The organism is Acinetobacter sp. CY05 (assembly GCF_059515805.1).
The window spans coordinates 92,777-113,744 of record NZ_JCAKMW010000009.1 but is presented as its reverse complement, the minus strand read 5'-3'; the positions used below and the strand labels follow the sequence as shown (position 1 = coordinate 113,744).

22 protein-coding genes are annotated in these 20,968 nt (G+C 42.1%); 6 read left to right on the top strand and 16 right to left on the bottom strand.

Annotation, left to right across the window (positions count from 1 at the left end):
- From AC5YCD_RS08555 to AC5YCD_RS08505, 11 genes are all read right to left on the bottom strand, one after another.
- A partial coding sequence (locus tag AC5YCD_RS08555; protein WP_496129633.1) for a thiolase family protein occupies positions 1–508 on the bottom strand: 508 nt, incomplete at its 3' end.
- 130 nt (positions 509–638) lie between these two features.
- Positions 639–1,292 carry a 3-oxoacid CoA-transferase subunit B gene (locus tag AC5YCD_RS08550; RefSeq protein ID WP_496129632.1) on the bottom strand — a complete coding sequence of 218 codons (654 nt, stop codon included), beginning with the start codon at positions 1,290–1,292 and terminating at the stop codon, positions 639–641.
- Positions 1,293–1,312: 20 nt separating this feature from the next.
- Positions 1,313–1,984 carry a 3-oxoacid CoA-transferase subunit A gene (locus AC5YCD_RS08545; RefSeq protein WP_496129631.1) on the bottom strand — a complete coding sequence of 224 codons (672 nt, stop codon included), beginning with the start codon at positions 1,982–1,984 and terminating at the stop codon, positions 1,313–1,315.
- Positions 1,981–3,216 (bottom strand): benzoate/H(+) symporter BenE, encoded by a 1,236-nt coding sequence (gene benE, locus AC5YCD_RS08540; RefSeq protein ID WP_496129630.1) that lies wholly within the window; start codon positions 3,214–3,216, stop codon positions 1,981–1,983. Before benE ends, AC5YCD_RS08545 begins: the two co-directional genes overlap by 4 nt.
- A gap of 53 nt (positions 3,217–3,269) precedes the next feature.
- Complete coding sequence (gene benD, locus AC5YCD_RS08535) at positions 3,270–4,055, bottom strand: benzoate diol dehydrogenase BenD (protein ID WP_496129629.1); 786 nt, start codon at positions 4,053–4,055, stop codon at positions 3,270–3,272.
- Between the two features lie 15 nt (positions 4,056–4,070).
- Positions 4,071–5,087 carry a benzoate 1,2-dioxygenase electron transfer component BenC gene (benC, locus tag AC5YCD_RS08530; protein ID WP_496129628.1) on the bottom strand — a complete coding sequence of 339 codons (1,017 nt, stop codon included), beginning with the start codon at positions 5,085–5,087 and terminating at the stop codon, positions 4,071–4,073.
- Positions 5,088–5,197: 110 nt separating this feature from the next.
- Positions 5,198–5,701 carry a benzoate 1,2-dioxygenase small subunit gene (benB, locus tag AC5YCD_RS08525; protein ID WP_496129627.1) on the bottom strand — a complete coding sequence of 168 codons (504 nt, stop codon included), beginning with the start codon at positions 5,699–5,701 and terminating at the stop codon, positions 5,198–5,200.
- Entirely contained in the window at positions 5,698–7,080 is a 1,383-nt protein-coding gene (gene benA / locus AC5YCD_RS08520) for a benzoate 1,2-dioxygenase large subunit (RefSeq protein ID WP_496129626.1), read from the bottom strand. Before benA ends, benB begins: the two co-directional genes overlap by 4 nt.
- Before the next feature lie 77 nt (positions 7,081–7,157).
- Complete coding sequence (gene catA / locus AC5YCD_RS08515) at positions 7,158–8,078, bottom strand: catechol 1,2-dioxygenase (RefSeq protein WP_496129625.1); 921 nt, start codon at positions 8,076–8,078, stop codon at positions 7,158–7,160.
- Between the two features lie 162 nt (positions 8,079–8,240).
- Entirely contained in the window at positions 8,241–8,531 is a 291-nt protein-coding gene (gene catC / locus AC5YCD_RS08510; RefSeq protein WP_496129624.1) for a muconolactone Delta-isomerase, read from the bottom strand.
- 26 nt (positions 8,532–8,557) lie between these two features.
- Positions 8,558–9,667, bottom strand: a complete 1,110-nt coding sequence (locus AC5YCD_RS08505; RefSeq protein WP_496129623.1) for a muconate/chloromuconate family cycloisomerase — start codon at positions 9,665–9,667, stop codon at positions 8,558–8,560.
- 127 nt (positions 9,668–9,794) lie between these two features.
- Here AC5YCD_RS08505 and AC5YCD_RS08500 point away from each other — a divergent pair, with 127 nt between their 5' ends.
- The 3 genes from AC5YCD_RS08500 (at position 9,795) to AC5YCD_RS08490 (ending at position 12,690) form a co-directional block, all read left to right on the top strand.
- Positions 9,795–10,706 (top strand): LysR substrate-binding domain-containing protein, encoded by a 912-nt coding sequence (locus AC5YCD_RS08500; RefSeq protein WP_496129622.1) that lies wholly within the window; start codon positions 9,795–9,797, stop codon positions 10,704–10,706.
- Between the two features lie 134 nt (positions 10,707–10,840).
- Entirely contained in the window at positions 10,841–12,214 is a 1,374-nt protein-coding gene (locus AC5YCD_RS08495) for an MFS transporter (protein ID WP_496129621.1), read from the top strand.
- Positions 12,215–12,480: 266 nt separating this feature from the next.
- Positions 12,481–12,690 (top strand): cold-shock protein, encoded by a 210-nt coding sequence (locus tag AC5YCD_RS08490; protein ID WP_122901178.1) that lies wholly within the window; start codon positions 12,481–12,483, stop codon positions 12,688–12,690.
- 60 nt (positions 12,691–12,750) lie between these two features.
- Here the strand turns inward: AC5YCD_RS08490 and AC5YCD_RS08485 are convergent, their stop codons facing one another.
- Entirely contained in the window at positions 12,751–14,097 is a 1,347-nt protein-coding gene (locus tag AC5YCD_RS08485; protein WP_496129620.1) for a spinster family MFS transporter, read from the bottom strand.
- A gap of 226 nt (positions 14,098–14,323) precedes the next feature.
- Between AC5YCD_RS08485 and AC5YCD_RS08480 the strand changes: the two genes are divergently transcribed.
- Positions 14,324–15,040 carry a TetR/AcrR family transcriptional regulator gene (locus AC5YCD_RS08480; protein WP_496129619.1) on the top strand — a complete coding sequence of 239 codons (717 nt, stop codon included), beginning with the start codon at positions 14,324–14,326 and terminating at the stop codon, positions 15,038–15,040.
- Positions 15,041–15,067: 27 nt separating this feature from the next.
- Here AC5YCD_RS08480 and AC5YCD_RS08475 read toward each other — a convergent pair whose 3' ends face one another.
- From AC5YCD_RS08475 to AC5YCD_RS08460, 4 genes are all read right to left on the bottom strand, one after another.
- Entirely contained in the window at positions 15,068–15,970 is a 903-nt protein-coding gene (locus AC5YCD_RS08475) for an SDR family NAD(P)-dependent oxidoreductase (RefSeq protein WP_496129618.1), read from the bottom strand.
- Positions 15,971–15,995: 25 nt separating this feature from the next.
- Positions 15,996–16,451, bottom strand: a complete 456-nt coding sequence (locus AC5YCD_RS08470; protein ID WP_496129617.1) for a MaoC family dehydratase — start codon at positions 16,449–16,451, stop codon at positions 15,996–15,998.
- 10 nt (positions 16,452–16,461) lie between these two features.
- A complete protein-coding gene (locus tag AC5YCD_RS08465; protein WP_496129616.1) occupies positions 16,462–17,232 on the bottom strand; it encodes an SDR family oxidoreductase in 771 nt (256 codons plus the stop codon).
- A 123-nt stretch (positions 17,233–17,355) separates the two neighbouring features.
- Complete coding sequence (locus tag AC5YCD_RS08460) at positions 17,356–18,156, bottom strand: acyl-CoA thioesterase (RefSeq protein ID WP_496129615.1); 801 nt, start codon at positions 18,154–18,156, stop codon at positions 17,356–17,358.
- Positions 18,157–18,291: 135 nt separating this feature from the next.
- Between AC5YCD_RS08460 and AC5YCD_RS08455 the strand changes: the two genes are divergently transcribed.
- Entirely contained in the window at positions 18,292–19,518 is a 1,227-nt protein-coding gene (locus tag AC5YCD_RS08455; protein ID WP_496129614.1) for a CaiB/BaiF CoA transferase family protein, read from the top strand.
- Positions 19,519–19,551: 33 nt separating this feature from the next.
- Positions 19,552–20,610 (top strand): alcohol dehydrogenase, encoded by a 1,059-nt coding sequence (locus AC5YCD_RS08450; protein WP_496129613.1) that lies wholly within the window; start codon positions 19,552–19,554, stop codon positions 20,608–20,610.
- Positions 20,611–20,968 lie beyond the last annotated feature (358 nt).

The following is a 20,968-nucleotide window of genomic DNA, read 5'->3' as shown; positions in this document are numbered from 1 at the left end:
TTACCAGTGGTGCGCGTGACATAGATTCCACACCACCTGCAACAATCAGGTCTGCTTCACCCGCTTTAATGGCGCGGGCTGCCATCGCCACGGCATCAAGTGATGAACCACATAAACGGTTTACTGTTGTTGCTGGTACTTGATACGGTACACCAGCAAGCCCACCTGCAACAATCAGGTCTGCTTCACCCGCTTTAATGGCGCGGGCTGCCATCGCCACGGCATCAAGTGATGAACCACATAAACGGTTTACTGTTGTTGCTGGTACTTGATACGGTACACCAGCAAGCAGTGCAGACATACGACCGACGTTACGGTTGTCTTCACCCGCTTGGTTGGCACAGCCGTAAATAATATCGTCAACTTTTTCCCAATTGATGCTTGGGTTACGTTGCATCAGTGCTTGAAGTGGCACTGCACCTAAGTCATCAGCACGGACAGGCGCTAAACCGCCTGCATAGCGACCAAATGGCGTACGAATGGCATCGATGATATATGCATTTTTCATTTATTTATGTCCTAAATCTTTGAATCCCTCCCGACCTCCCTTTAAAAAAGGGAAGAGTTCCCAATCCTTAAATTCATTGGGTGGAAAGTCCCTCCTTTAATGAAGGAGGAATTTAGGGAGGATTGATAAATTAGCCTTGAGTCGCATCAATGAGTTTTGCGCCAGTCATAGATTGAAGTTCTTCAAAAGATAAGCCTTCAACTTTCTCAATGACTTTCATGCCATCAGGTGTCACATCAATCACACAAAGGTCGGTATAAATGCGGTCTACACATTTCAAACCTGTTGCAGGATAAGATAGCTCAGCCACGATTTTTGGTTCGCCTTTTTTAGTCACGTGATCCGTGGTAATAAAGACCTTTTTCGCGCCAACGGCTAAGTCCATGGCACCGCCAACCGCAGGAATTGCATCAGGTGCGCCTGTATGCCAGTTGGCAAGGTCGCCATTTTCCGCTACTTGGAACGCACCAAGGACAGCGATGTCTAAGTGACCGCCACGCATCATGGCAAATGAATCACCGTGGTGGAAATATGCGCCACCCTCAAGCAAGGTCACAAATTCTTTACCTGCGTTAATTAACTCAGGATCACGGTCTTCTTCTGCAGGGGGTGGACCAAAAGCCAATAAACCATTTTCAGAATGTAAAAATACATCTTTGTCAGAAGGTAAATAGCTCGAAATCTTAGTCGGTAAGCCAATACCAAGGTTGACATAAGCACCATCAGGAATATCTTGTGCAACACGTTCAGCAATTTGATCACGGGTTAATTTTTGATAACTCATTTTATTTCTCCAATCTCAAATTACTGTGCAGGTTTAACTTGTACAACGTGTTGTACAAAAATACCCGGAGTGATGATGTGTTCAGGGTCTAACGCACCTAATTCAACCACTTCTGATACTTGTGCAATTGTTACTGCTGCTGCTTGTGCCATAATTGGACCAAAGTTACGTGCAGATTTACGGTACACCAAGTTACCCCAACGGTCGCCCTTGTGCGCTTTAATTAAAGCAAAGTCTGCTTTGATTGGGTTTTCTAAAACGTAATCTTTGCCTTCATAGTTGAGGGTTGGTTTGCCTTCAGCAAGCAAAGTACCAAAACCTGTCGGGGTATAGATTGGACCTAAACCCATACCTGCTGCTTGAATACGGCAAGCCAAGTTACCTTGTGGGACAAGTTCTAACTCGATTTTTCCGGCACGGTATAGCTCATCAAACACATAAGAATCTGACTGACGCGGGAAAGAACAAATAATTTTACGCACAGCGCCTGCTTGGAGCAGCTTTGCTAAACCGTAATCACCATTTCCAGCATTGTTATTAACAATCACCAAGTCTTTAACACCCAGCTCAATTAAACCATCAATCAGTTCGGCAGGTTGTCCTGCTGTCCCAAAGCCACCGATCATGATGGTGGCACCATCTTTAATTTGTGCCAGTGCGGCTTGCATTGACGTTGAACTTTTATCAATCATGTCGTTTCCTTAGATGAATGAGGTTTAGAAGAGGACGGTGCCTTTGTGACTGGCACGGCGCGCGGTGTTAAGATCAGGTGCGCCAACATGCCAATACAAATGCCCCAGAATACTGAACTGAGACCCAAAAATTGCATCCCAGAAGCAGTGGCTAAAAAGGTTAATAGTGCAGCATCGCGTTGATTTTCATGTTGCATGGCTACAGAAATATTGCTGGCAATCGCACCCAGTAAAGCCAGTCCAGCCAGTGCTGCAATCAACTCTTTAGGGAGTAGGCTAAACAGCATCACGATGCTGCCAGCAAATAAACCCCCTAAAATGTAAAAAACACCGTTGGCGATGCCAGCGATATAACGTTTATCTTTGAGTTCATGGGCGTCTTTACCCATACACAAAGCAGCGGTAATAGAGGCTAAAACGATGGTAATTCCACCCATACATGCCACAGCAAGGGAGGCGATACTGGTCGTTGCAATAATGGGTTTGGCTGGGACGTCATACCCACTGAGTTTAATGATCGACATGCCTGGTAAAAACTGACCAGACAAGCTGACTAAAATCAGCGGCAGGGCAAAGTTTAAGGTCGATGACCAGCTCCATTCAGGTTGAATCCACTGCGGTACCGCCAATTGAAAGTCGACAGTCACTGGATTAATTTGCCCAAAAGACATCGCCAAGATGACACCGGATAAAAGTACCCATAACATGGTGTAGCGTGGAGTCAAACGTTTGGCGAGCAAAAAAACAGCCAACATACCAAACACAATCCATGGCATGGAGTCGCTGGCTTTAAATAAACTTAAGCCAAATTGAAATAAAATGCCCGCCATCATGGCAGCGGCAATATTTTGTGGAATCCACTTTAAAAGTTTGTCAAAGGAACCAGAAATCCCAATCAGAAAAATCACCACAGCTGAGGTAATATAGGCAGCAATGGCCTCATTTAAAGACAATTCAGGGAATAAAGTAACCAGTAAGGCAGTACCCGGTGCTGACCATGCTGTCACAATTGGGACTTTATATTTAAGTGATAAAAAAATCCCAGCACACGCAGCACCGATGGAAATGGCCCAGATCCAAGAGATCATCATCTCTTGAGAGACTTGAGCTTGCTGTGCGGCTTGGAAAAAGATAATCAGCGGGCCGGCATAAGAAATCAGCACAGCTAAAAATCCTGCAACTGTGGCTGAGATCGACCAATCCTCTTGTAATGTTTTTAACAGGGTTGCCATTGGATGATGCCTCCTTGCGTCAATGATCCTGCAAATGAGAGGGGGAGATCAGGTTAACCCTGATCACCACCACCCACAGGAACCACTGTACCTGTGATATAAGATGATTCATCTGAAGCAAGGAATGTAATTGCATTCACTTGTTCTTGAATCGTGCCATAACGACCCATAAAGGTACGATCAATGGTTTGATCGACCACTTGTTGCATCCACGCTTGGTCTTGCTCAGACATTGGCGCAGCATTACGCGGTACTTTACGCGGCGGTGCTTCTGTACCACCTGTTGCAACCGCATTGACACGGATGCCATCTTTGGCATGTTCAAATGCTAAAGATGCTGTTAAACCATTTACACCGCCTTTGGCAGCAGAGTAAGGGATACGGTTAATGCCACGTGTTGCAATTGAAGAGACGTTTACAATCGTTCCTTTTTTGTTTTTCAACATTTCAGGAAGTACTGCACGGCAGCACCATAGGGTTGGGAACAATGAACGATTGACTTCTTTGATGATTTCTTCTTCAGAAAATTCTTGAAAAGGTTTCATCCAAATTGCACCCCCGACGTTGTTGATGAGGGCATCAACACGACCGTAGCTTTCAACTGCTTTGGCAACAACGGATTGTGCACCTGAGAAAGTCTCTAGGTTGGCTTTAACCACAATCGCTTGACCGCCTGCATTGGTGATTTCTGCAAGCACATCATCGACATAGTCAGAAAAGTCAGCCATGACAACGTGTCCGCCTTCGCTGGCAACTTGTAAGGCAACCCCGCGACCAATGCCTTGCGCGGCACCCGTGACGATCACAACTTTATTTAAAAATCTTTGACGATCAGACATTTGAATCGCTCTCAATTAGTTTGCTGAGAATTTTTCGAATAAGAAGCTCGCCGGTTTAACACCTTCTGCATCTAACCAACCACGAACCGCATCGACCATAGGTACAGGACCACACAGGTAAACGTCTACGTCACCGCCATTTAACCATTCTGTTTCGATATGACCTGTGACATAACCTTTACGCTCATGCGCAGATTCAGGGCTTGCAACCACTGTGCGATATTCGAACCAAGAAAGTTTCTCTTGTAATTTGTTCAGTTCTTCAAGTGCAACTAAGTCGAAGTCATTGGTCACACCAAATACAAGGCGTACTGGATGCTCAGAACCTTTTTCTTCTAATACTTGAAGCATCGACATAAATGGGGCAATACCTGTACCACCCGCAAGCATTACAACAGGACGTGCAACATTACGTAAGTAGAAGCTACCAAATGGACCCGTAAATGTCATTTTGTCGCCAACTTTCGCTGTTTCGCTTAAGAAGCTACTCATTTTACCGTTAGGTACGTTACGAACAACGAAACTGGTTAAACGGTTACCTGGTTTAGAGCTGAAAGAGTATGAACGTGTTTCTTGCGTGCCTGGAATACCTACGTTGACATATTGACCCGCAAGGAAGTTGATGTCTGGTTGACCTTCGTCTAATTGGATATCAAAGGTAATAGTAGATTCTGATAAGTTTTCTACACTTGCCAAAGTACCTTGGTAAGTATGAATTTCTGTTTTGCAGACATCAGAAGATGCTTGAATTTGGAATACCGCATCAGAAGTAGGGCGGCATTGGCAGGCTAGGATATAGCCTTGCTCAGCTTCTTCTGGCGTCAGTGCATCTTCAATATAAGTTTCTTCAGGCATGTCATATGTACCCGATTCACAAAATGCACGGCAAGTACCACATGCGCCGTCACGGCAATCTAGTGGAATATTAATCTTTTGACGATAAGCGGCGTCAGATAAAGATTCACCTTGAGCAACTGAAATGAAGCGTGTCACGCCATCTTCAAATTGAAGAGCAATGTTGTGGTTTGACATGGCTGAAAATCCTATAAAAAAATCTGGGGAACAGAGAGAGAAACCTTTAGCTAAAAATCCTTTTAGCTAAAGGCAGTGCTTGTAAAAATAAAAGCACTTAAAAGAACTTATTAGAGGTGATAAACATCAATCACTTGGTTGATGTAATCATTTTTAAGTACCACATATTTATTTAAAATTTGTGGTTGATCACCTGATAAATCGATTTCGTAACGTGACATACCAAAGTAGCTGTACGATTTTTGGTAGCGGTAACTTAAAGTGTTCCAGTTAAAACGTACAATAACCTTGTCTTCATGACGCTCAAGAATCTCAATGTTGTTTACATTGTGGCTTGTACGTGTATCAGGCATGGTTGCAGAAGAACGTTCTGTTTTAATACGGAACACGCGGTCTTCTAAGCCTTGACGATCTGGATAATAAATTAACGAGATCTCAGATTGTGGATCTTCAGTTAAAGTATTGTAGTCATCCCAAGATGGCATCCAGAAAGAGGCTGTAGGTGCATAGCACGCTAACCACTCATCCCATTGCTCATCATCAAGTAGGCGCGCTTCTTTAAATAAGAACTGGCTCACTGATTCTAAAGTTGCTTCAAGATTCGCGTTGCTCATGCGTGATCTCCTTGTTCAGCTAAAGCTTGCTCTGCTTTAATCGCACGTTTCATTTCTTCTAACCAATGTTGATGTTGTGCAAGGTATAAACCTTCATCTTCAGTTTTAATGCCTGAAAGTTTTGGTTTAAGACCGATTTCATTTGCAGCATCATCTGGACCATTGATCCAATGCTTAGAACCACGGCACATATCGTTCCATTCAAGCTCGATACCTGCATAGCCTGCTTGACATGCGCGGAATTCTTCTAAGTCATCCGGAGTTGCCATACCTGAAGCGTTGAAGAAGTCTTCATATTGACGAATACGGCGTGTACGTGCTTCTGGCTCTTCACCTACAGGTGCGATACAGTAGATGGTCACTTCTGTTTTATCGACAGAGATCGGGCGAAGGACACGGATTTGTGAACCGAACTGATCCATCAAGTAAACGTTTGGATACAAGCAAAGGTTACGTGAACGCTCGATCATCCACTTCGACATTGCAGGGCTGAATTTTTCAGCATATTCTTCTGCTTTCGGGAAGTTAGGACGGTCTTCAGGGTTTGCCCACTGTGTCCAAAGTAACATGTGACCGTTTTCAAAACCGTAAGAACCACCGCCTTGTTTACCCCAAGAACCAGCGCTCATGGCACGGATGTTGTCACCCGCTTCTTTCTCTTTACGTTGCTGAGTCGTTGCAGCGTAGTTCCAGTGAACTGCTGATACGTGGTAACCGTCTGCGCCGTTTTCAGCCGTCAGTTTCCAGTTGCCTTCGTAGGTATACGTTGAAGCACCACGTAAGACTTCTAAACCTTGATCAGACTGACCTACGATCATGTCGATAATTTTAGTCGTTTCACCTAAGAATTCTTCTAATGGTAATACGTCTGGGTTTAAGCTACCGAATAAGAAACCTTTATAGTTTTCAAAACGTGCAACTTTTTTCAGGTCGTGTGAACCTTCTTTGTTAAAGCAATCAGAATAACCTGCATCTGCTGGATCTTTAACTTTTAAAAGTTTACCTGAGTTGTTAAATGTCCAACCATGGAATGGGCAAGTATAGGTTGCTTTGTTACCACGTTTGTTACGGCAAAGCTGTGCACCACGGTGTGAACATGCATTGATCATCGCATTTAACTCGCCTTGGCGGTTACGTGCAATAACGATCGGCTGACGACCAATATATGTTGTGTAGTAATCGTTATTATTTGGAATTTGGCTTTCGTGCGCCAAGTAAACCCAGTTGCCTTCAAAGATGTATTTCATCTCTAAATCAAAAAGGGCTTGATCAGTGAAAACTGAACGATGAAGTTTAAACTCACCTGTCTCAAAGTTGTCTACAAGTAACTCATCAAGACGATCTAGATGGCTGGTATTAATTACAGGAATACGTGGCATGGACGTTCTCCGACTTTCCAAATTGAGGGGAAGTCATCGGGATAATGGATGGATTATCCCGATTCCGACTGAATGATTTATGCTGATGCGCGGCGGCGTTCAACTTCAGTTGAAGGTGCACCTTCAACATCTTTGACTAATTCAATGTCAAATTGAATGTGTTTGAACGCACCTTTCAGGCCACGACGAGCGATTTCAGCTTCATCAGTTACGTCTACGGCAGTCGCTACCAAGCCATCACGTGTTGCGAATGCAAAGTCATCCCAAAGGTATTCATCACCTTCGATGTTAAACTGAGTGGTTAACTTACGGTAACCCGGTGCAGTAACGAAGTAATGCACGTGTGAAGGGCGGTTACCGTGACGACCAAGTTTGTCTAATACAAGCTGAGTGGTACCTTGTGGAGGGCAACCATAACCTACAGGCATAGTTGTTAAAGCAGTGTATTGACCTTGTGCATCAGTTAAGATCGAACGACGTAAGTTGAAGTCAGATTGTGACTTATCGAAGAACGAGTAGTTACCTAAGCTGTTGGCATGCCAAACTTCAACTTTAGCACCCTCAATGATGTTACCTTGAGTATCTTTAACAATACCTTCAATAATTAAAGTCGGAATTTTGCCTTCTTCAGAACCATCATCCATACGGGCAAAACCGACAGATTCTGGTGCACCAGCAACATACAATGGGCCTTCAATGGTACGTGGCGTACCACCAGTGATGCCTGCTTTCGCATCAGCTTCGTCAGCACGTAAATCAAGATAGTGCTCTAAACCTAAACCAGCAGCTAAAAGACCAAGTTCGTTGGCTTGACCTGCATCAGTAAAATACTCAAGACCTTTCCAAAGTTCCGTTTGGCTGATGTCTAAGTCTTCAATCGCTTGGAACAAATCTCCAAGTAAACGCACCACAATTTGTTGTACACGTGCATCCACTGGACCTGTTGCAGTGTCAACGTTCATTTGCTTAACTAAAGCATCAATTTCTTGGCGATTCATACATTTACTCCTGTAAATATGTATGGCAAGCACATTCATCGCAATTTAACTTGGGCTGGCGAGATGGCTGGCCGATTTCCTTTTTTGGACAATAAGGGGGTCAAGATGCAGCAAAAAAACTGCATCCATGCTGAAAATTTAAACTAATTGATGTGGCTTAAATTAACGATCGTCTTCACGAATTGAAGAGGGATGACGATTGAGTGCCATCACTTCAATGTGCATATACGGATACAACGGTAAACCTTGTAAAATCGTATGCAGCTCTTCGTTACTTTCGACATCAAAAATACTGATGTTGGAATATTGACCGGTAATACGCCAAATATGACGCCATTTCCCTTGCTGCTGTAACTCTTGCGAATAGGCTTTTTCTACAGCTTTAATTTCATTGGCTTGTTCAACCGGCATATCACGTGGGATATTGACATCCATTCGTACCTGAAACAGCATGTTTCACTCCTTCTTTAATTCTGGGTTTATTGACGACGTAAGTTGTCAATTTTGTTTAGATCCAGTTCTAGACCTAAACCTGCCGTTTTTGGCAAATGTAATTCGAAATCTTGGTATTGCAGCGGCGTTGTTAAAATGTCTTCGGTCAGTAGCAATGGGCCAAAAAGTTCAGTGCCATACGCTAATTTTTCAAAAGTAGAGAACACATGCGCTGAAGCAATAGTTCCCACAGGACCTTCGAGCATAGTGCCGCCATAGAGGTCAATGCCGGCTAGACGAGCGATGGTGCCTACTTCGCAACCTTCGATTAAGCCCCCTGATTGCGCAACTTTAACTGCAAATACAGATGCTGCATGACGTTTAGCTAAGCGATATGCAGTACTTGGACCCATAAGCGATTCGTCCGCCATGATGGCAACATCAAATCGTTGAGTTAAACGTTGCATCGCATCAATATTATCAATCGCACATGGCTGCTCAATTAAATCAACACCACCATCTTGGAGTAATTGAATGCCTTTAATGGCTTCTAATTCAGTCCAAGCACGGTTGACATCGACACGAATCGATACGTCTTTACCCAAAGCTTGTTTAATGGCCAGCACATGTTCAACATCCGCTTCTACTGCACGTGAACCAATTTTAAGTTTGAAAATATTATGGCGTTTTGCTGCCACCATGCGTTTTGCTTCAGCAATATCTTTCTCTGTATCGCCAGATGCAAGTACCCAAAGGACAGGCACGCTATCACGTAAACGGCCACCGAGTAATTCAGATACAGGCACGCCTAAACGCTGTGCTTGAATATCGAGTAACGCAGTTTGAATGGCACACTTGGCAAAACGGTTACCATTGATATTCTTTTTTAAGACTTGTAATGTTTGTGCAATATTCAAGCCCGATAATGTTTTTAACAGTGGGGCAAAGTAGGTTTCAATATTAGTTTTGACACTTTCAGGGCTTTCATCACCATAACCTAAACCACCGATAGTGGTGGCCTCACCCCAGCCCACAAAGCCATCAGCCGTACTGATTTTCACCAACACCAAGGTTTGGGTTTGCATCGTTGCAACCGCCATTTTGTGTGGGCGGATGGTTGGAATTTCCACCAAAATTGTTTCTATTGCTGTGTACATAATCTCTTCCGGGCTGTACTTGCGTTTCGCTGTTCTTGCATATACCTTAAAAGAATAAATTTTTGCTGTCGAAGATCAAATTAGCATTTTTTTATACCTTTAAGATATGAAGTTAAGGAGTGAGCCCATGGAATTGCGACATTTACGTTATTTTGTCGCCGTGGCGGAAACCAAAAGTTTTACCAAAGCAGCAGAACGTTTATTCATCGCTCAACCCCCGCTAAGCCGCCAAATACAACAGCTTGAAGCCGAAATTGGGGTGCAGTTATTCGAACGTGGTACACGTCCATTACAGTTGACTGAAGCAGGGCAATTCTTTTATCAGCATGCCGTTAAACTTTTGTCTAACGCTGAAGAAGTCAAATCTATGACCACACGAATAGGTATTGTTGAACGTAGTATTAAAATTGGCTTTGTGGCGTCATTACTGTATGGATTATTGTCAAAAATTATTTATGTATTTCGTCAACAACAGCCTAGTTTAAAAGTTGAGTTGATTGAAATGTCGACTTTTGAGCAGATTCAAGCGCTTAAAAAAGGTCAAATTGATGTTGGTTTTGGTCGTCTACGTATTTCTGATCCGAATGTGAAACGCATTTTATTACGTGAAGAACCTCTAGTTGCAGCAGTGCATCAAAGCCATCCTTTGGCTCAACAAGACGCAATTAGTTTGGCTGAAATTGAACAAGAAAACTTATTTTTATACCCAAACAGCACTGGGCCTAACTTTGCCACGCAAGTTCAAGGAATCTTTGCAGAGCATAGCCTCACACCCAAAAGTTTAAAGTTGGTTCGTGAAATTCAATTGGCTTTGGGTTTAGTGGCTGCGGCTGAAGGAATATGTATTGTGCCTGAAAGTGCCCAATCAGTGCGCTTAGCGCATGTTCACTATATTCCGATTCATGAGCATGATGCAGTCAGTCCTGTATTTATGGCGATTCGTAATTTAGATGCAGCCGACGATCTACGCGCATTATTTGATTGTATTTATCAAGTCTATGATTTAGAGGCCATTCAATACGACCGTTCTGCTTTTTAAAGTATTGAAAATTGAGATATTGTGGAAAAATACCACTTTTTAAGTATAAATGTATGCTTAAACAGTTTTGGACAAAGGAGTTTTAATCACGCATTGTGCACAGCAGATTGTTCTTCACAATAAGGAGGTGAAGTATGGCTGAGCAGATTCAAATTCAGCGTGTGGTGGATGAAGCAAAATTCCGCCCATTCCATTGGAGCGTATTGCTTTGGTGTTTGAGTATTATCATTTTTGATGGTTACGATCTGGTCATTTACGGAGTGGCACTACCTTTATTGATGCAAGAATGGGGCCTAACGACCGTTCAAGCAGGCTTACTCGCCAGTAGTGCTCTATTTGGTATGATGTTTGGTGCTATGGGCTTTGGCACTTTAGCGGATCGTTTGGGGCGTAAGAAAACTATTTTAATTTGTGTGGCCATTTTTAGTGGTTTTACCTTTTTAGGGGCGTTTGCCGAAAATCCGACCCAATTTGCAGTGCTGCGCTTTTTAGCTGGACTGGGTATTGGCGGTGTGATGCCTAATGTCGTCGCCTTGATGACTGAATATGCGCCCAAACGTATTCGCAGTACTTTGGTGGCACTCATGTTTAGTGGTTATGCCATTGGTGGTATGAGCTCAGCATTATTAGGGGCATGGTTAGTGGGTGACTATGGCTGGAAAATCATGTTCTATATCGCTGGTATTCCATGTTTATTTTTGCCTATATTATGGAAATATTTACCTGAATCATTAATGTTTTTGACGCAAAAACAGCAAAATGATGAGGTTGCGAAAATTGTTCATAAAATCGCACCTGAACAGCGTTTAACTGCGCAAACTCAATTTGTATTACCTGAAGTGAATGTCGCAGATCAAGCACCTTTAAAAGCTTTATTCCAGCAGGGGCGCAGTTTAAGCACCTTTATGTTCTGGTTGGCATTTTTTATGTGCTTATTGATGGTTTATGCGCTGGGCAGCTGGTTACCAAAATTGATGATTCAAGCAGGTTATTCACTTGGCGCCAGTATGATTTTTTTATTTGCTTTAAATATTGGTGGCATGGTTGGCGCGATTGGCGGTGGGATGTTAGCAGATCGCTTTCATATTAAAAAAGTACTCACCAGTTTATTCGTTGTGGGGGCGCTGGCCTTAATTTTACTTGGCTTTAATAGTCCACAACTGGTGCTCTATAGCTTAATCGCGCTTGCTGGTGCAGCCACGATTGGTTCGCAAATCTTACTATATACTTTTGTCGCACAGTTTTATCCTGCTAATGTGCGTTCAACAGGCATGGGATGGGCTTCTGGAGTGGGACGTATTGGTGCCATTGTGGGTCCAGTCTTAACAGGTGCATTACTGACCTTTGAACTACCCCACCAAATGAACTTTTTACTGATCGCCATTCCTGGTGTGATTGCCGCCATTGCTATTTATTTGGTCAATCTAAAAGTATCAGTAGATGGTCAACATGAGCAACATATAGCTGACCCTCAAACAAAGATTACTCTTGATCGCCAAACCAGTTAATAGCTGGATTCTGAAGATGCGTTATAGTGCAGTATTTCTATCGCTATAACGCATTTGAGAAGCGATTGATATATTTTAACCAAAAGGCTTGCTTATCTATTCAAGCCATGTATAATTGGAGTCACTAAAATAATAATACTGTTGTTATCGCAAATCTTTTCATTTCGTTGTTCCCTTCGTTTTATCAGATTTTTTCGTTGCAAAGTTTATTGTCTTAGGCACTATGGCACAAGCCATACAAAGTTTTTAAAGTATAGGAAAAATCTATGTCAAACGTAGTAACTGGCACAGTTAAATGGTTTAACGAAACTAAAGGTTTTGGTTTTATTGCAGCAGATTCTGGCGAAGACGTGTTTGCACACTACAGCCAAATCCAAGTAAAAGGCTTCAAAGTATTGCAAGAAGGCCAACGCGTTCAATTTGAAATCGTTGCTGGTCCTAAAGGCTCTCAAGCTAACGCGATTAGCCCACTTTAATTTTTCTTTTTAGAAAGTAAAGTGAAAAAAACCCATGCATTGCATGGGTTTTTTGTGTCTTTAATCTGGACAATCTTGTTTAAATTGACGTGCTGCAAAGTATAAGAAGATCGATGTAATCAATAGCGCTACAGGAATGACATATAAAGCATGATGTAAACCTACCGCTTTAAATTGCTCTAACATCACAGTAGAACCTGAAGCGAGCATAGCAGCATTAGAAAAATGATCAGACAATGCTCCCACTACGACCGGTCCAAAAGCACCACCTAAAATATACATACAAGCAAAATATACCGCTACAGCTGTCGCACGTAAATTTGGTTGCACCACATCTTGAATTGCTGGATAAACCGTCGTGTAATAATTATAAGACGCGAGCCAACCAATACTGAGTAAAATCACAACAGCAGTTAATGAGTCATTGCCAAGGTATAAGGCTACGGCAATAAAAATTGCTGAGAACAACAGGCTTATCGCACCAAATAATAAGCGACCACCTGCTAAACGTTGATGTGCACGGTCGGCGATTATGCCACCCAATACTAAGCCAATTAAACCAGTGATCCCAACCACGCATCCAGTAATCACGGCGGCTTGGGTTAAACTTAAGCCAAAATAACGTTGAAACATGGGCACAAAAAAAGCGTTACCTGCATAGGCTGCAAAATTCATACTCACACCGGATAAAATTAACCAGCGTAAGGTTTTAATTTTGAGTAACTGGCGTACTGGTTGATGCACCGTATGTACCGGTGCAGCAGTGGCATTTTGTAGTTGTTGACGCTGTGGTTCCTTCATACGAAAGAAGAATATAGCCAAGATAATGCCAGGGACAGCGGCCAGTAAAAATGGTGCTCGCCAACTATTAAAGTATTCTGCAATTGAACCTACAGTAAAAAATGCCAGTAATAAACCAATAGGTAAGCCAAGCATAAAAATGCCCACTGCACGTGCACGACGCTCAGGGGGGAACAAGTCAGCAATCATAGAATTGGCGGCAGGTGCATAACTGGCTTCGCCAATCCCCACGCCAATACGTACCAAGAAAAATGAGATATAGTTCCACGCCATAGCATTCATGGCGGTAAAACCACTCCAAATGAGTAACCCCCAACCAATAATATTTTTACGTGAGCCTTTATCGGCTAAACGTCCAAAGGGTAAGCCTGCAACCGCATAAACCAAAGTAAATGCTGCAGTGACCAGACCTAATTGTAAATCACTGAGTTTAAACTCGAAACGTAAAGGTTCAATAATAATAGAGGGAATGGTACGGTCAAAAAAATTCAACATATTGGCTAAGAACAAAAAAAACAAGATTTTCCAAGTTCGATTGCCACTTGAGGCTTCAGGTATGGGTGTTACGGTAGTAGTGTTTGAATCAATATAACTTTCCTTAGACATAAAAATACTTCCTGATGTTATTGTTGTTGTAAGAATCGCGCCGATCATATCACGTGCTTTATCTATATAAACATAGATGTATTTATACAAACAAGTCTTAGCATATGGCTTTTACTTGTCATTGGTCGGGAAGCGAAGAAGCATTAATGCGTGGGAAAAGATATGCAATTTTCTGTTAAATTCGCTACACTTCAAGATGAGACTTGCCTATAAAAACGAGCTGCAGATGCCAAAATTAGATCCCATCATCGAATCTCATATGCCAGCGCTAGATCAGGTAGAACGCCGTGTATTGCCACGTGGTAGCAATAGCCTACCGCCTGCAGTGGTCATGTTGTCACAGCGTGGACGCTTAATTGAAGCGACAGCTTATCATTTGGACCAAAAAGGCTACGCGGCGACTTCTGTCCAAGATATCATTGACCGTGCTGGTGTATCTAAGACGACGTTTTATAAATTGTTTAAAGACAAAGAAGATTGTTATTTACAGTGTTTTGAACGTATTAGCTCCGCACATATTAAAGTGTTGCATCAAGCTTATGCCAAAGGTATAGATCATAAGGCCCGTTTAGAGCATGCGATTTGGGCTTATGTACATCATATTCCACAAAATGCTGTTTATGCCAACGCATTTTTTGCTCTGGCACCTTATACCACAAATAAAATTTTAGCAGAGCTAAATGTCATTAAAGGCCATTATGTGGCGGGTCTAGAATATTGGTTTAATGCTTTGCCTGCGCATTTTAAACCGCATTCACTGCCTGTAGAAATTTTTAAAATGTTAATTGAGGGAGCAATTGCCTATTGTCGGCAATGGATCATGACAGGTTTTGGGCAAAGCGCAGCGCAAGTGCATCATTATATTTGTTATGTGATTTTTGCAGGGCTTGGCTTAAATGTCTGGGCACATCAAGCACTCACGCAAGCGAAAATGGCGGCTTAAATGATTTAAGCCACCTGATTGAATTGCTTAGTGTTGCATAGCCTTTTCGACAAAACGTACAGTTTGTTCTGAGGCACTATTTAAATAATGGCGTTGTTCAGAGGCAGAAATTTGCTCAAAATGTTGAGCAATAATTTCTGGTGTACGCTGTTCTTTGGGAATGAAAACACCTTCTGTTTCAAAAATATAGCTTCTAGCATATACACCTGCACCCACTGCTAAAATGGTTTTAGAGGGTGCGTCTGGACCAGCTAAAAATAAAGTTGCAGGGGTAATAGCATCGGCAGTCAACAAGGGTTTTGCTGCTTCTGGTAACAATTCATCAGTCATACGCGTATGTGCGCTTGGCGCCAATAAGTTGACTTTAATGTTATATTTTTTACCTTCGGCATCTAAAACATTCATCAAGCCTAACAACGCTGATTTGGCCACAGCATAGTTAGTTTGTCCAAAATTACCATATAAGCCTGAGGCAGAGGAGGTCAGTACAATACGGCCATAGTTTTGTGCTTTCATCACATCCCAAACCGCTTTAGTACAATGTACACTGCCTTTGAGATGCACATCGACGACCTGCCAAAAATCATCTAAATTGGCTTTAGAAAAGGTCGAATCACGCAAAATACCTGCATTATTAATCAAAATATCGATACGCCCAAAGTGTTTTAGCACGTCATTGACCATTTCAGTGACAGCATTATAATTGGTAATGTCAGCATAGCTAAGTAGGGCTGTTCCTCCGTTGGCTTGAATCTCTTCAACGACTTTGGCCGCAGCACTTTGATCTTGACCTGAACCATCGCGTGAACCGCCGACATCATTGACTACCACTTTAACACCCAGCTCAGCCAATGCTAATGCATAAGATTTACCTAAGCCATTGGCTGCACCTGTGACAATAGCCACCTGATCTTGAAATTGATTTTGCATACCTACTTTCCTTGTAAAATAAAAATTAAGCAATAAATAAATTAATCCACTCGGCCACTAAGGCAGGTTTTTCTTGTCCTTGAATTTCAATAGTGACTTGAGTAATTAGTTGATATTGTGAATTATTGAGTGGAGTAAAACTTTGAATCAAGATATGTGCACGTAATGAACTGCCACACTTGACCGGCGATAAAAAGCGAATTTTATTATAGCCATAATTAATGCCCATTTTTAAGCCGTTTAATTTAGGCAAAGTCTGCTGACTAAAATAAGGCAACAGCGATAAAGTCAGTAAGCCATGAGCAATGGTACCTTGAAAAGGAGTTTGTACGGCCTTTTCCGGATCAATATGAATAAATTGATGATCTAAAGTGGCATCAGCAAAGGCATTAATTCGTTCTTGGTCTAACGCGAGCCACGGTGAGTGTAAAGTTTGACCTACCAATAGTTGGTAATCTTCTAAATTGAGCATTTGATTCATAATAAGCTCCTTAGCGCGTGGTTGAGTATCCGCCATCTAAAGGGATCACTGCGCCAGTAATATAGTTTGAGGCTTTGGACGCTAAAAATAGGGTAGTTCCAATTAAATCTTCAGCTTGACCAATGCGTTGTAGTGGAATGCGTTGTTCAAGTTCTTGTTTATTGTGTTCTAAAACAAATTGAATCATTTGTGTGGCAAAAGGCCCAGGTGCAATAGCATTCACTTGAATGGATTGTCCAGCTAAATGGCCAGCTAAATGTCGGGTTAAATGATGTAAAGCTGCTTTACTGCTTGAATAGGCATAACTGTCAAAACGCGGTACGGTTAAGCCATCCATAGAACCGATATTAATAATTTTAGCGGGTTGCTGGTCAGTTGCAGCTTGTTTTAATAAAGGTAATAAGGCTTGAGTTAAAAAAAACACCGATTTAACATTGGTGTCCATTACTTTATCCCAACCCTGTTCAGGGTATTCACCTAAAGGTGCGCCCCAAGTTGCGCCTGCATTATTTACCAAAAGATCTAAGTGGCTTTCATGCTGTTTAAACTGTTGAACAAAGGACTCAATTTGTTCAACATCAGATAAATCAGCAGATAGAGCATACACCTCACCAAAGGCTTGCAATGTTTCAGCCGCTTGTTGGCATTGAGCTAACTTACGTGACACGATATAGACTTTGGCGCCTTGTTGTAATAAACCTTGGGCAATCATATAACCAATACCACGGCTGCCACCGGTCACTAGAGCCACTTTTCCTTGTACATCAAATAGATTCTGCATGCAGCATCCCTGTTGTTTTTCTATAAATACGGTTTTGTTTTTTTAGATTTTATAACGGAATTTTTTTGTAAATACTATATTTATTTAACTATGCTAAATTAATCCATTGTATTTGCATCAATTTTATTTATGCACACGGATTAAGCTCTCTTGTACTGCACTACACACTAATTGATTATTTTGCCAAATATAGCCCTGATTTAAACCGCGCCCAGCCTGTGCAGTTGGACAATGCAATTGATAGAGTAGCCATTGGTCCACTCGAAAATCACGATGAAAATATAAACTGTGGTCTAAGCTGGCACTCATTATATTGGTATCATGCTCATTTAAATCTAACTGACTTAAAGCAGTATTTAATAAGCTGTAGTCAGAGTAATAAGCGAGAATCGCTTGATGATAGCATGGGGTATCATATTCCAAATTTAAGGGCTCATAGGTTTTGCCATATTCAATATATTCAGAGGGTTGTGTAGCAATATGCGGTTCAATATGTAAATGGAAACGTCGTGCATATTGCTGCTGAATATGAGATGGCTGCTCGGGATAGGCAGGTACAGTGGCTTGATAATCAAAATCTGCATATTCAATGCTCATGGAAATCAAGGCAGTAAAAATCAGCTGCTGATGCTGATAGGCATGCACTTGTCTTAAAGAAAATTTTTGGCCATCGCGTAAGATTTCGACTTGGTATTCGATTGGGAAAGCACTATCTCCAGGGCGAATAAAATAAGCATGTAAAGAGTTCACTGGACGATCGCACGTTTTAGCAGCAGCCATAATAGCTTGCGCCAAAATTTGTCCGCCAAACACGCGTTTACCAAATAGAGCTAAACTTTTTCCCAGGAAACGTTGCTCAGTGAGTGGATTTAAGGCTAATAAATCAATCAGTTGTTGTGTCGGAGTTTGTATAATTTGATTCATATTGTTATAAAAGAGTCAATTTAATCTTTATCCTTGCATATTTTTTCACCACAATCCAAAATTATGTTATAAAATTTAGTTTCACTCTGTGAAATAAAAAATAAAAACGCCACAATAAAGGAAGTATTAGACAATATGGGCGCATTAACTGGATTTCGTGTATTGGATTTAAGCCGTATTTTAGCTGGACCTTGGTGCAGTCAAATTTTAGCCGATTTAGGTGCTGAAGTGATTAAAGTTGAACGACCACAGGCAGGCGATGATACCCGAATTTGGGGCCCACCTTGGCTGAAAGACAATCAAGGGCAGAATACGCGTGAATCAGCCTACTATTTATCAGCCAATCGTAATAAGCATTCTGTGGCGATTGATTTAGCGAGCCCAGAAGGTCAAGCCTTAATTTTAAAAATGGTAGCAACTGCGGATGTAGTGATTGAAAACTATAAAGCGGGTTCTTTAAAAAAATATGGCTTAGATTATCAGAGTTTAGCCAAGGTCAATCCTGGTCTCGTCTATTGTTCAATTACAGGCTTTGGACAAAATGGCCCACGTGCCCAGCAAGCAGGTTATGATTTTATTATTCAGGGTATGGGTGGCATGATGAGCGTCACTGGTGAGCGTGATGATTTACCGGGTGGTGGGCCGCAGAAAGCCGGTTTAGCCTTTGCCGATTTAACCACAGGTTTATATGCAGCCATTGCAATTCAAGCCGCTTTATTATCTCGCCATACCACAGGCGAAGGGCAACATATTGATATGGCGCTGTTAGATACCCAAGTCGCATCTCTTTCCGTGCTGGCCATGAATTATTTAACCTCCGGTAAAGTTCCAGGACGTTTTGGTAATGCACATGCCAATATTGTGCCCTATCAAGTCTTTAAAGCGAGTGCAGGTGAATTTATTATTGCGTGCGGGAATGATGGACAATTTGACGCGCTATGCCAAAGTATTGGCTTACACCAATTGGCCCAAGATCCGCGTTTTCAGCATAATTCAGGTCGGGTCGAACACCGTGATGTTCTAACACAGCTTTTACAGCAACATTTTATGCAACATGAAGCCCACTATTGGGTTGATGTGATTCATGCTGTGGGTGTACCTGTGGGGATGATTAATAATTTAGCAGAGGCGCTCGAAGAACCACAAATACAAGCGCGTGAGATGCTGGTGAAAATGCCGCATCATTTACGTGATGATTATGAGTCAATCGGTTCACCGATTAAACTGTCTAAAACGCCAGTTGAGTATAAAAAAGCACCGCCTTGCTTAGGTGAAGACACCGATCAGGTCTTAGTGGAGTTTTTAACTGAAGATGAATTACAAAGCTTAAAGGCACGCGGTATTATTCAGCAAAGTGCCTAATATATAACTTTAATAACAACAAGGATGAATCAGATGCGCTGTTATTGTGTACAAGAACATGGTGCGCCATTACAAGAAATTAATCTACCCATGCCTGAGCCGAAAGGCACCGAAGTCCTCATAAAAGTGCATGCTGCAGGGTTATGTCATACTGACTTACATTTATGGGATGGGTATTATGATTTGGGCCAAGGTAAAAAATTATCCTTGGCTGAACGTGGAGTGAAGCCGCCATTGACCTTAAGCCATGAAATTAGTGGTGAAGTAGTGGCTTATGGTGAGCAAGTCACTGCACTTGAAATAGGGACACAGGCCTTGTTACATCCATGGATTGGGTGTAATACCTGCCGTTATTGCCAAAATGAGCAAGAAAACTTATGTTTAAAACCCCAGCAATTGGGCATTGTCAAACCAGGTGGTTTCGCTGAATATATTTTAGTGCCTCATCCACGCTATTTGATTGATTTAAAAGGTCTTGATCCAGCTCAAGCTGCCCCTTTGGCCTGTGCGGGTTTAACCACGTTTAGCGCCTTAAATAAATTTGGCGCACAAGTTCAGCAACAACCTGTAGTAATTATTGGCGCAGGCGGATTAGGCTTAATGGCACTCGCTTTGCTAAATGCCCAAGATGCTAAGGGGGCAATTTTAGTGGATATTGATGATGCCAAATTACAAACTGCGCAGCAACTGGGTGCACTTGCTACAATCAATAGTCAAGCTGCAGATGCCAGCCAGCAATTACAGGCGCTTACTGATGGTGGTGCAGCTTGTATTTTAGATTTAGTTGGCAGCAGTAATAGCTTAGATTTTGCTTTAAAAAATGCCGCACGTGGAGCACATATTGTGGTATGTGGCTTAATGGGAGGAGACATACACTTACCTATTCCAAGCATTGCGATGCGACCGATTACGATCCAAGGCAGCTACGTGGGCACGGTGCAGGAATTACGTGCCTTGCTAGAGTTAGTACGAGAACGTAATTTAAATATGATTCCGATTCAAACCAGGGCAATTACGGAAGTTAATCAGGCTTTTGAGGATTTACAACAAGGTAAAATAACAGGGCGTGTGGTGTTATTACATGCCAGTTAAAAAAATCGCTTAAAACAAAGCCAATCTTGCTCAAGATTGGCTTTCTCTGCGTAACATAACCATGTGATTCGAGGACAAGTTTTCCCCATAAAGCATGTCTAAGCATCTAAAACTCAGTTACTGCTAGACTCCATGGGACTGCCAATAAAAACCAGCGCGGCAAAAATTAGAGTGCTATCGACCATAAGGATCTGTTATCCACGCGCTTTGCAGATTGCCATATAACGGCAAGCAAAACGCAAAACCTAAGGTTCTCATTACCGACCTATTGAATAGAAGTGCAGTATTATTTTAACTTAGCCAATTAAGCAAAAGTACACATCAGATATGAGAATAAGTGGTGAAAATTTCATCTATG

What these genes read in the sequence shown, in the direction of transcription:
- AC5YCD_RS08460 (WP_496129615.1), bottom strand. Translation starts at nt 18,156, where the DNA reads ATGAATCAAATTATACAAACTCCGACACAACAACTGATTGATTTATTA.
- benA (WP_496129626.1), bottom strand. Translation starts at nt 7,080, where the DNA reads ATGCCACGTATTCCTGTAATTAATACCAGCCATCTAGATCGTCTTGAT.
- AC5YCD_RS08505 (WP_496129623.1), bottom strand. Translation starts at nt 9,667, where the DNA reads ATGTACACAGCAATAGAAACAATTTTGGTGGAAATTCCAACCATCCGC.
- AC5YCD_RS08485 (WP_496129620.1), bottom strand. Translation starts at nt 14,097, where the DNA reads ATGTCTAAGGAAAGTTATATTGATTCAAACACTACTACCGTAACACCC.
- AC5YCD_RS08470 (WP_496129617.1), bottom strand. Translation starts at nt 16,451, where the DNA reads ATGAATCAAATGCTCAATTTAGAAGATTACCAACTATTGGTAGGTCAA.
- AC5YCD_RS08480 (WP_496129619.1), top strand. Translation starts at nt 14,324, where the DNA reads ATGCCAAAATTAGATCCCATCATCGAATCTCATATGCCAGCGCTAGAT.
- AC5YCD_RS08450 (WP_496129613.1), top strand. Translation starts at nt 19,552, where the DNA reads ATGCGCTGTTATTGTGTACAAGAACATGGTGCGCCATTACAAGAAATT.
- catC (WP_496129624.1), bottom strand. Translation starts at nt 8,531, where the DNA reads ATGCTGTTTCAGGTACGAATGGATGTCAATATCCCACGTGATATGCCG.
- AC5YCD_RS08490 (WP_122901178.1), top strand. Translation starts at nt 12,481, where the DNA reads ATGTCAAACGTAGTAACTGGCACAGTTAAATGGTTTAACGAAACTAAA.
- benB (WP_496129627.1), bottom strand. Translation starts at nt 5,701, where the DNA reads ATGAGCAACGCGAATCTTGAAGCAACTTTAGAATCAGTGAGCCAGTTC.
- AC5YCD_RS08455 (WP_496129614.1), top strand. Translation starts at nt 18,292, where the DNA reads ATGGGCGCATTAACTGGATTTCGTGTATTGGATTTAAGCCGTATTTTA.
- AC5YCD_RS08465 (WP_496129616.1), bottom strand. Translation starts at nt 17,232, where the DNA reads ATGCAGAATCTATTTGATGTACAAGGAAAAGTGGCTCTAGTGACCGGT.
- benD (WP_496129629.1), bottom strand. Translation starts at nt 4,055, where the DNA reads ATGTCTGATCGTCAAAGATTTTTAAATAAAGTTGTGATCGTCACGGGT.
- catA (WP_496129625.1), bottom strand. Translation starts at nt 8,078, where the DNA reads ATGAATCGCCAAGAAATTGATGCTTTAGTTAAGCAAATGAACGTTGAC.
- AC5YCD_RS08550 (WP_496129632.1), bottom strand. Translation starts at nt 1,292, where the DNA reads ATGAGTTATCAAAAATTAACCCGTGATCAAATTGCTGAACGTGTTGCA.
- benC (WP_496129628.1), bottom strand. Translation starts at nt 5,087, where the DNA reads ATGTCAAACCACAACATTGCTCTTCAATTTGAAGATGGCGTGACACGC.
- AC5YCD_RS08500 (WP_496129622.1), top strand. Translation starts at nt 9,795, where the DNA reads ATGGAATTGCGACATTTACGTTATTTTGTCGCCGTGGCGGAAACCAAA.
- AC5YCD_RS08545 (WP_496129631.1), bottom strand. Translation starts at nt 1,984, where the DNA reads ATGATTGATAAAAGTTCAACGTCAATGCAAGCCGCACTGGCACAAATT.
- AC5YCD_RS08495 (WP_496129621.1), top strand. Translation starts at nt 10,841, where the DNA reads ATGGCTGAGCAGATTCAAATTCAGCGTGTGGTGGATGAAGCAAAATTC.
- AC5YCD_RS08475 (WP_496129618.1), bottom strand. Translation starts at nt 15,970, where the DNA reads ATGCAAAATCAATTTCAAGATCAGGTGGCTATTGTCACAGGTGCAGCC.
- benE (WP_496129630.1), bottom strand. Translation starts at nt 3,216, where the DNA reads ATGGCAACCCTGTTAAAAACATTACAAGAGGATTGGTCGATCTCAGCC.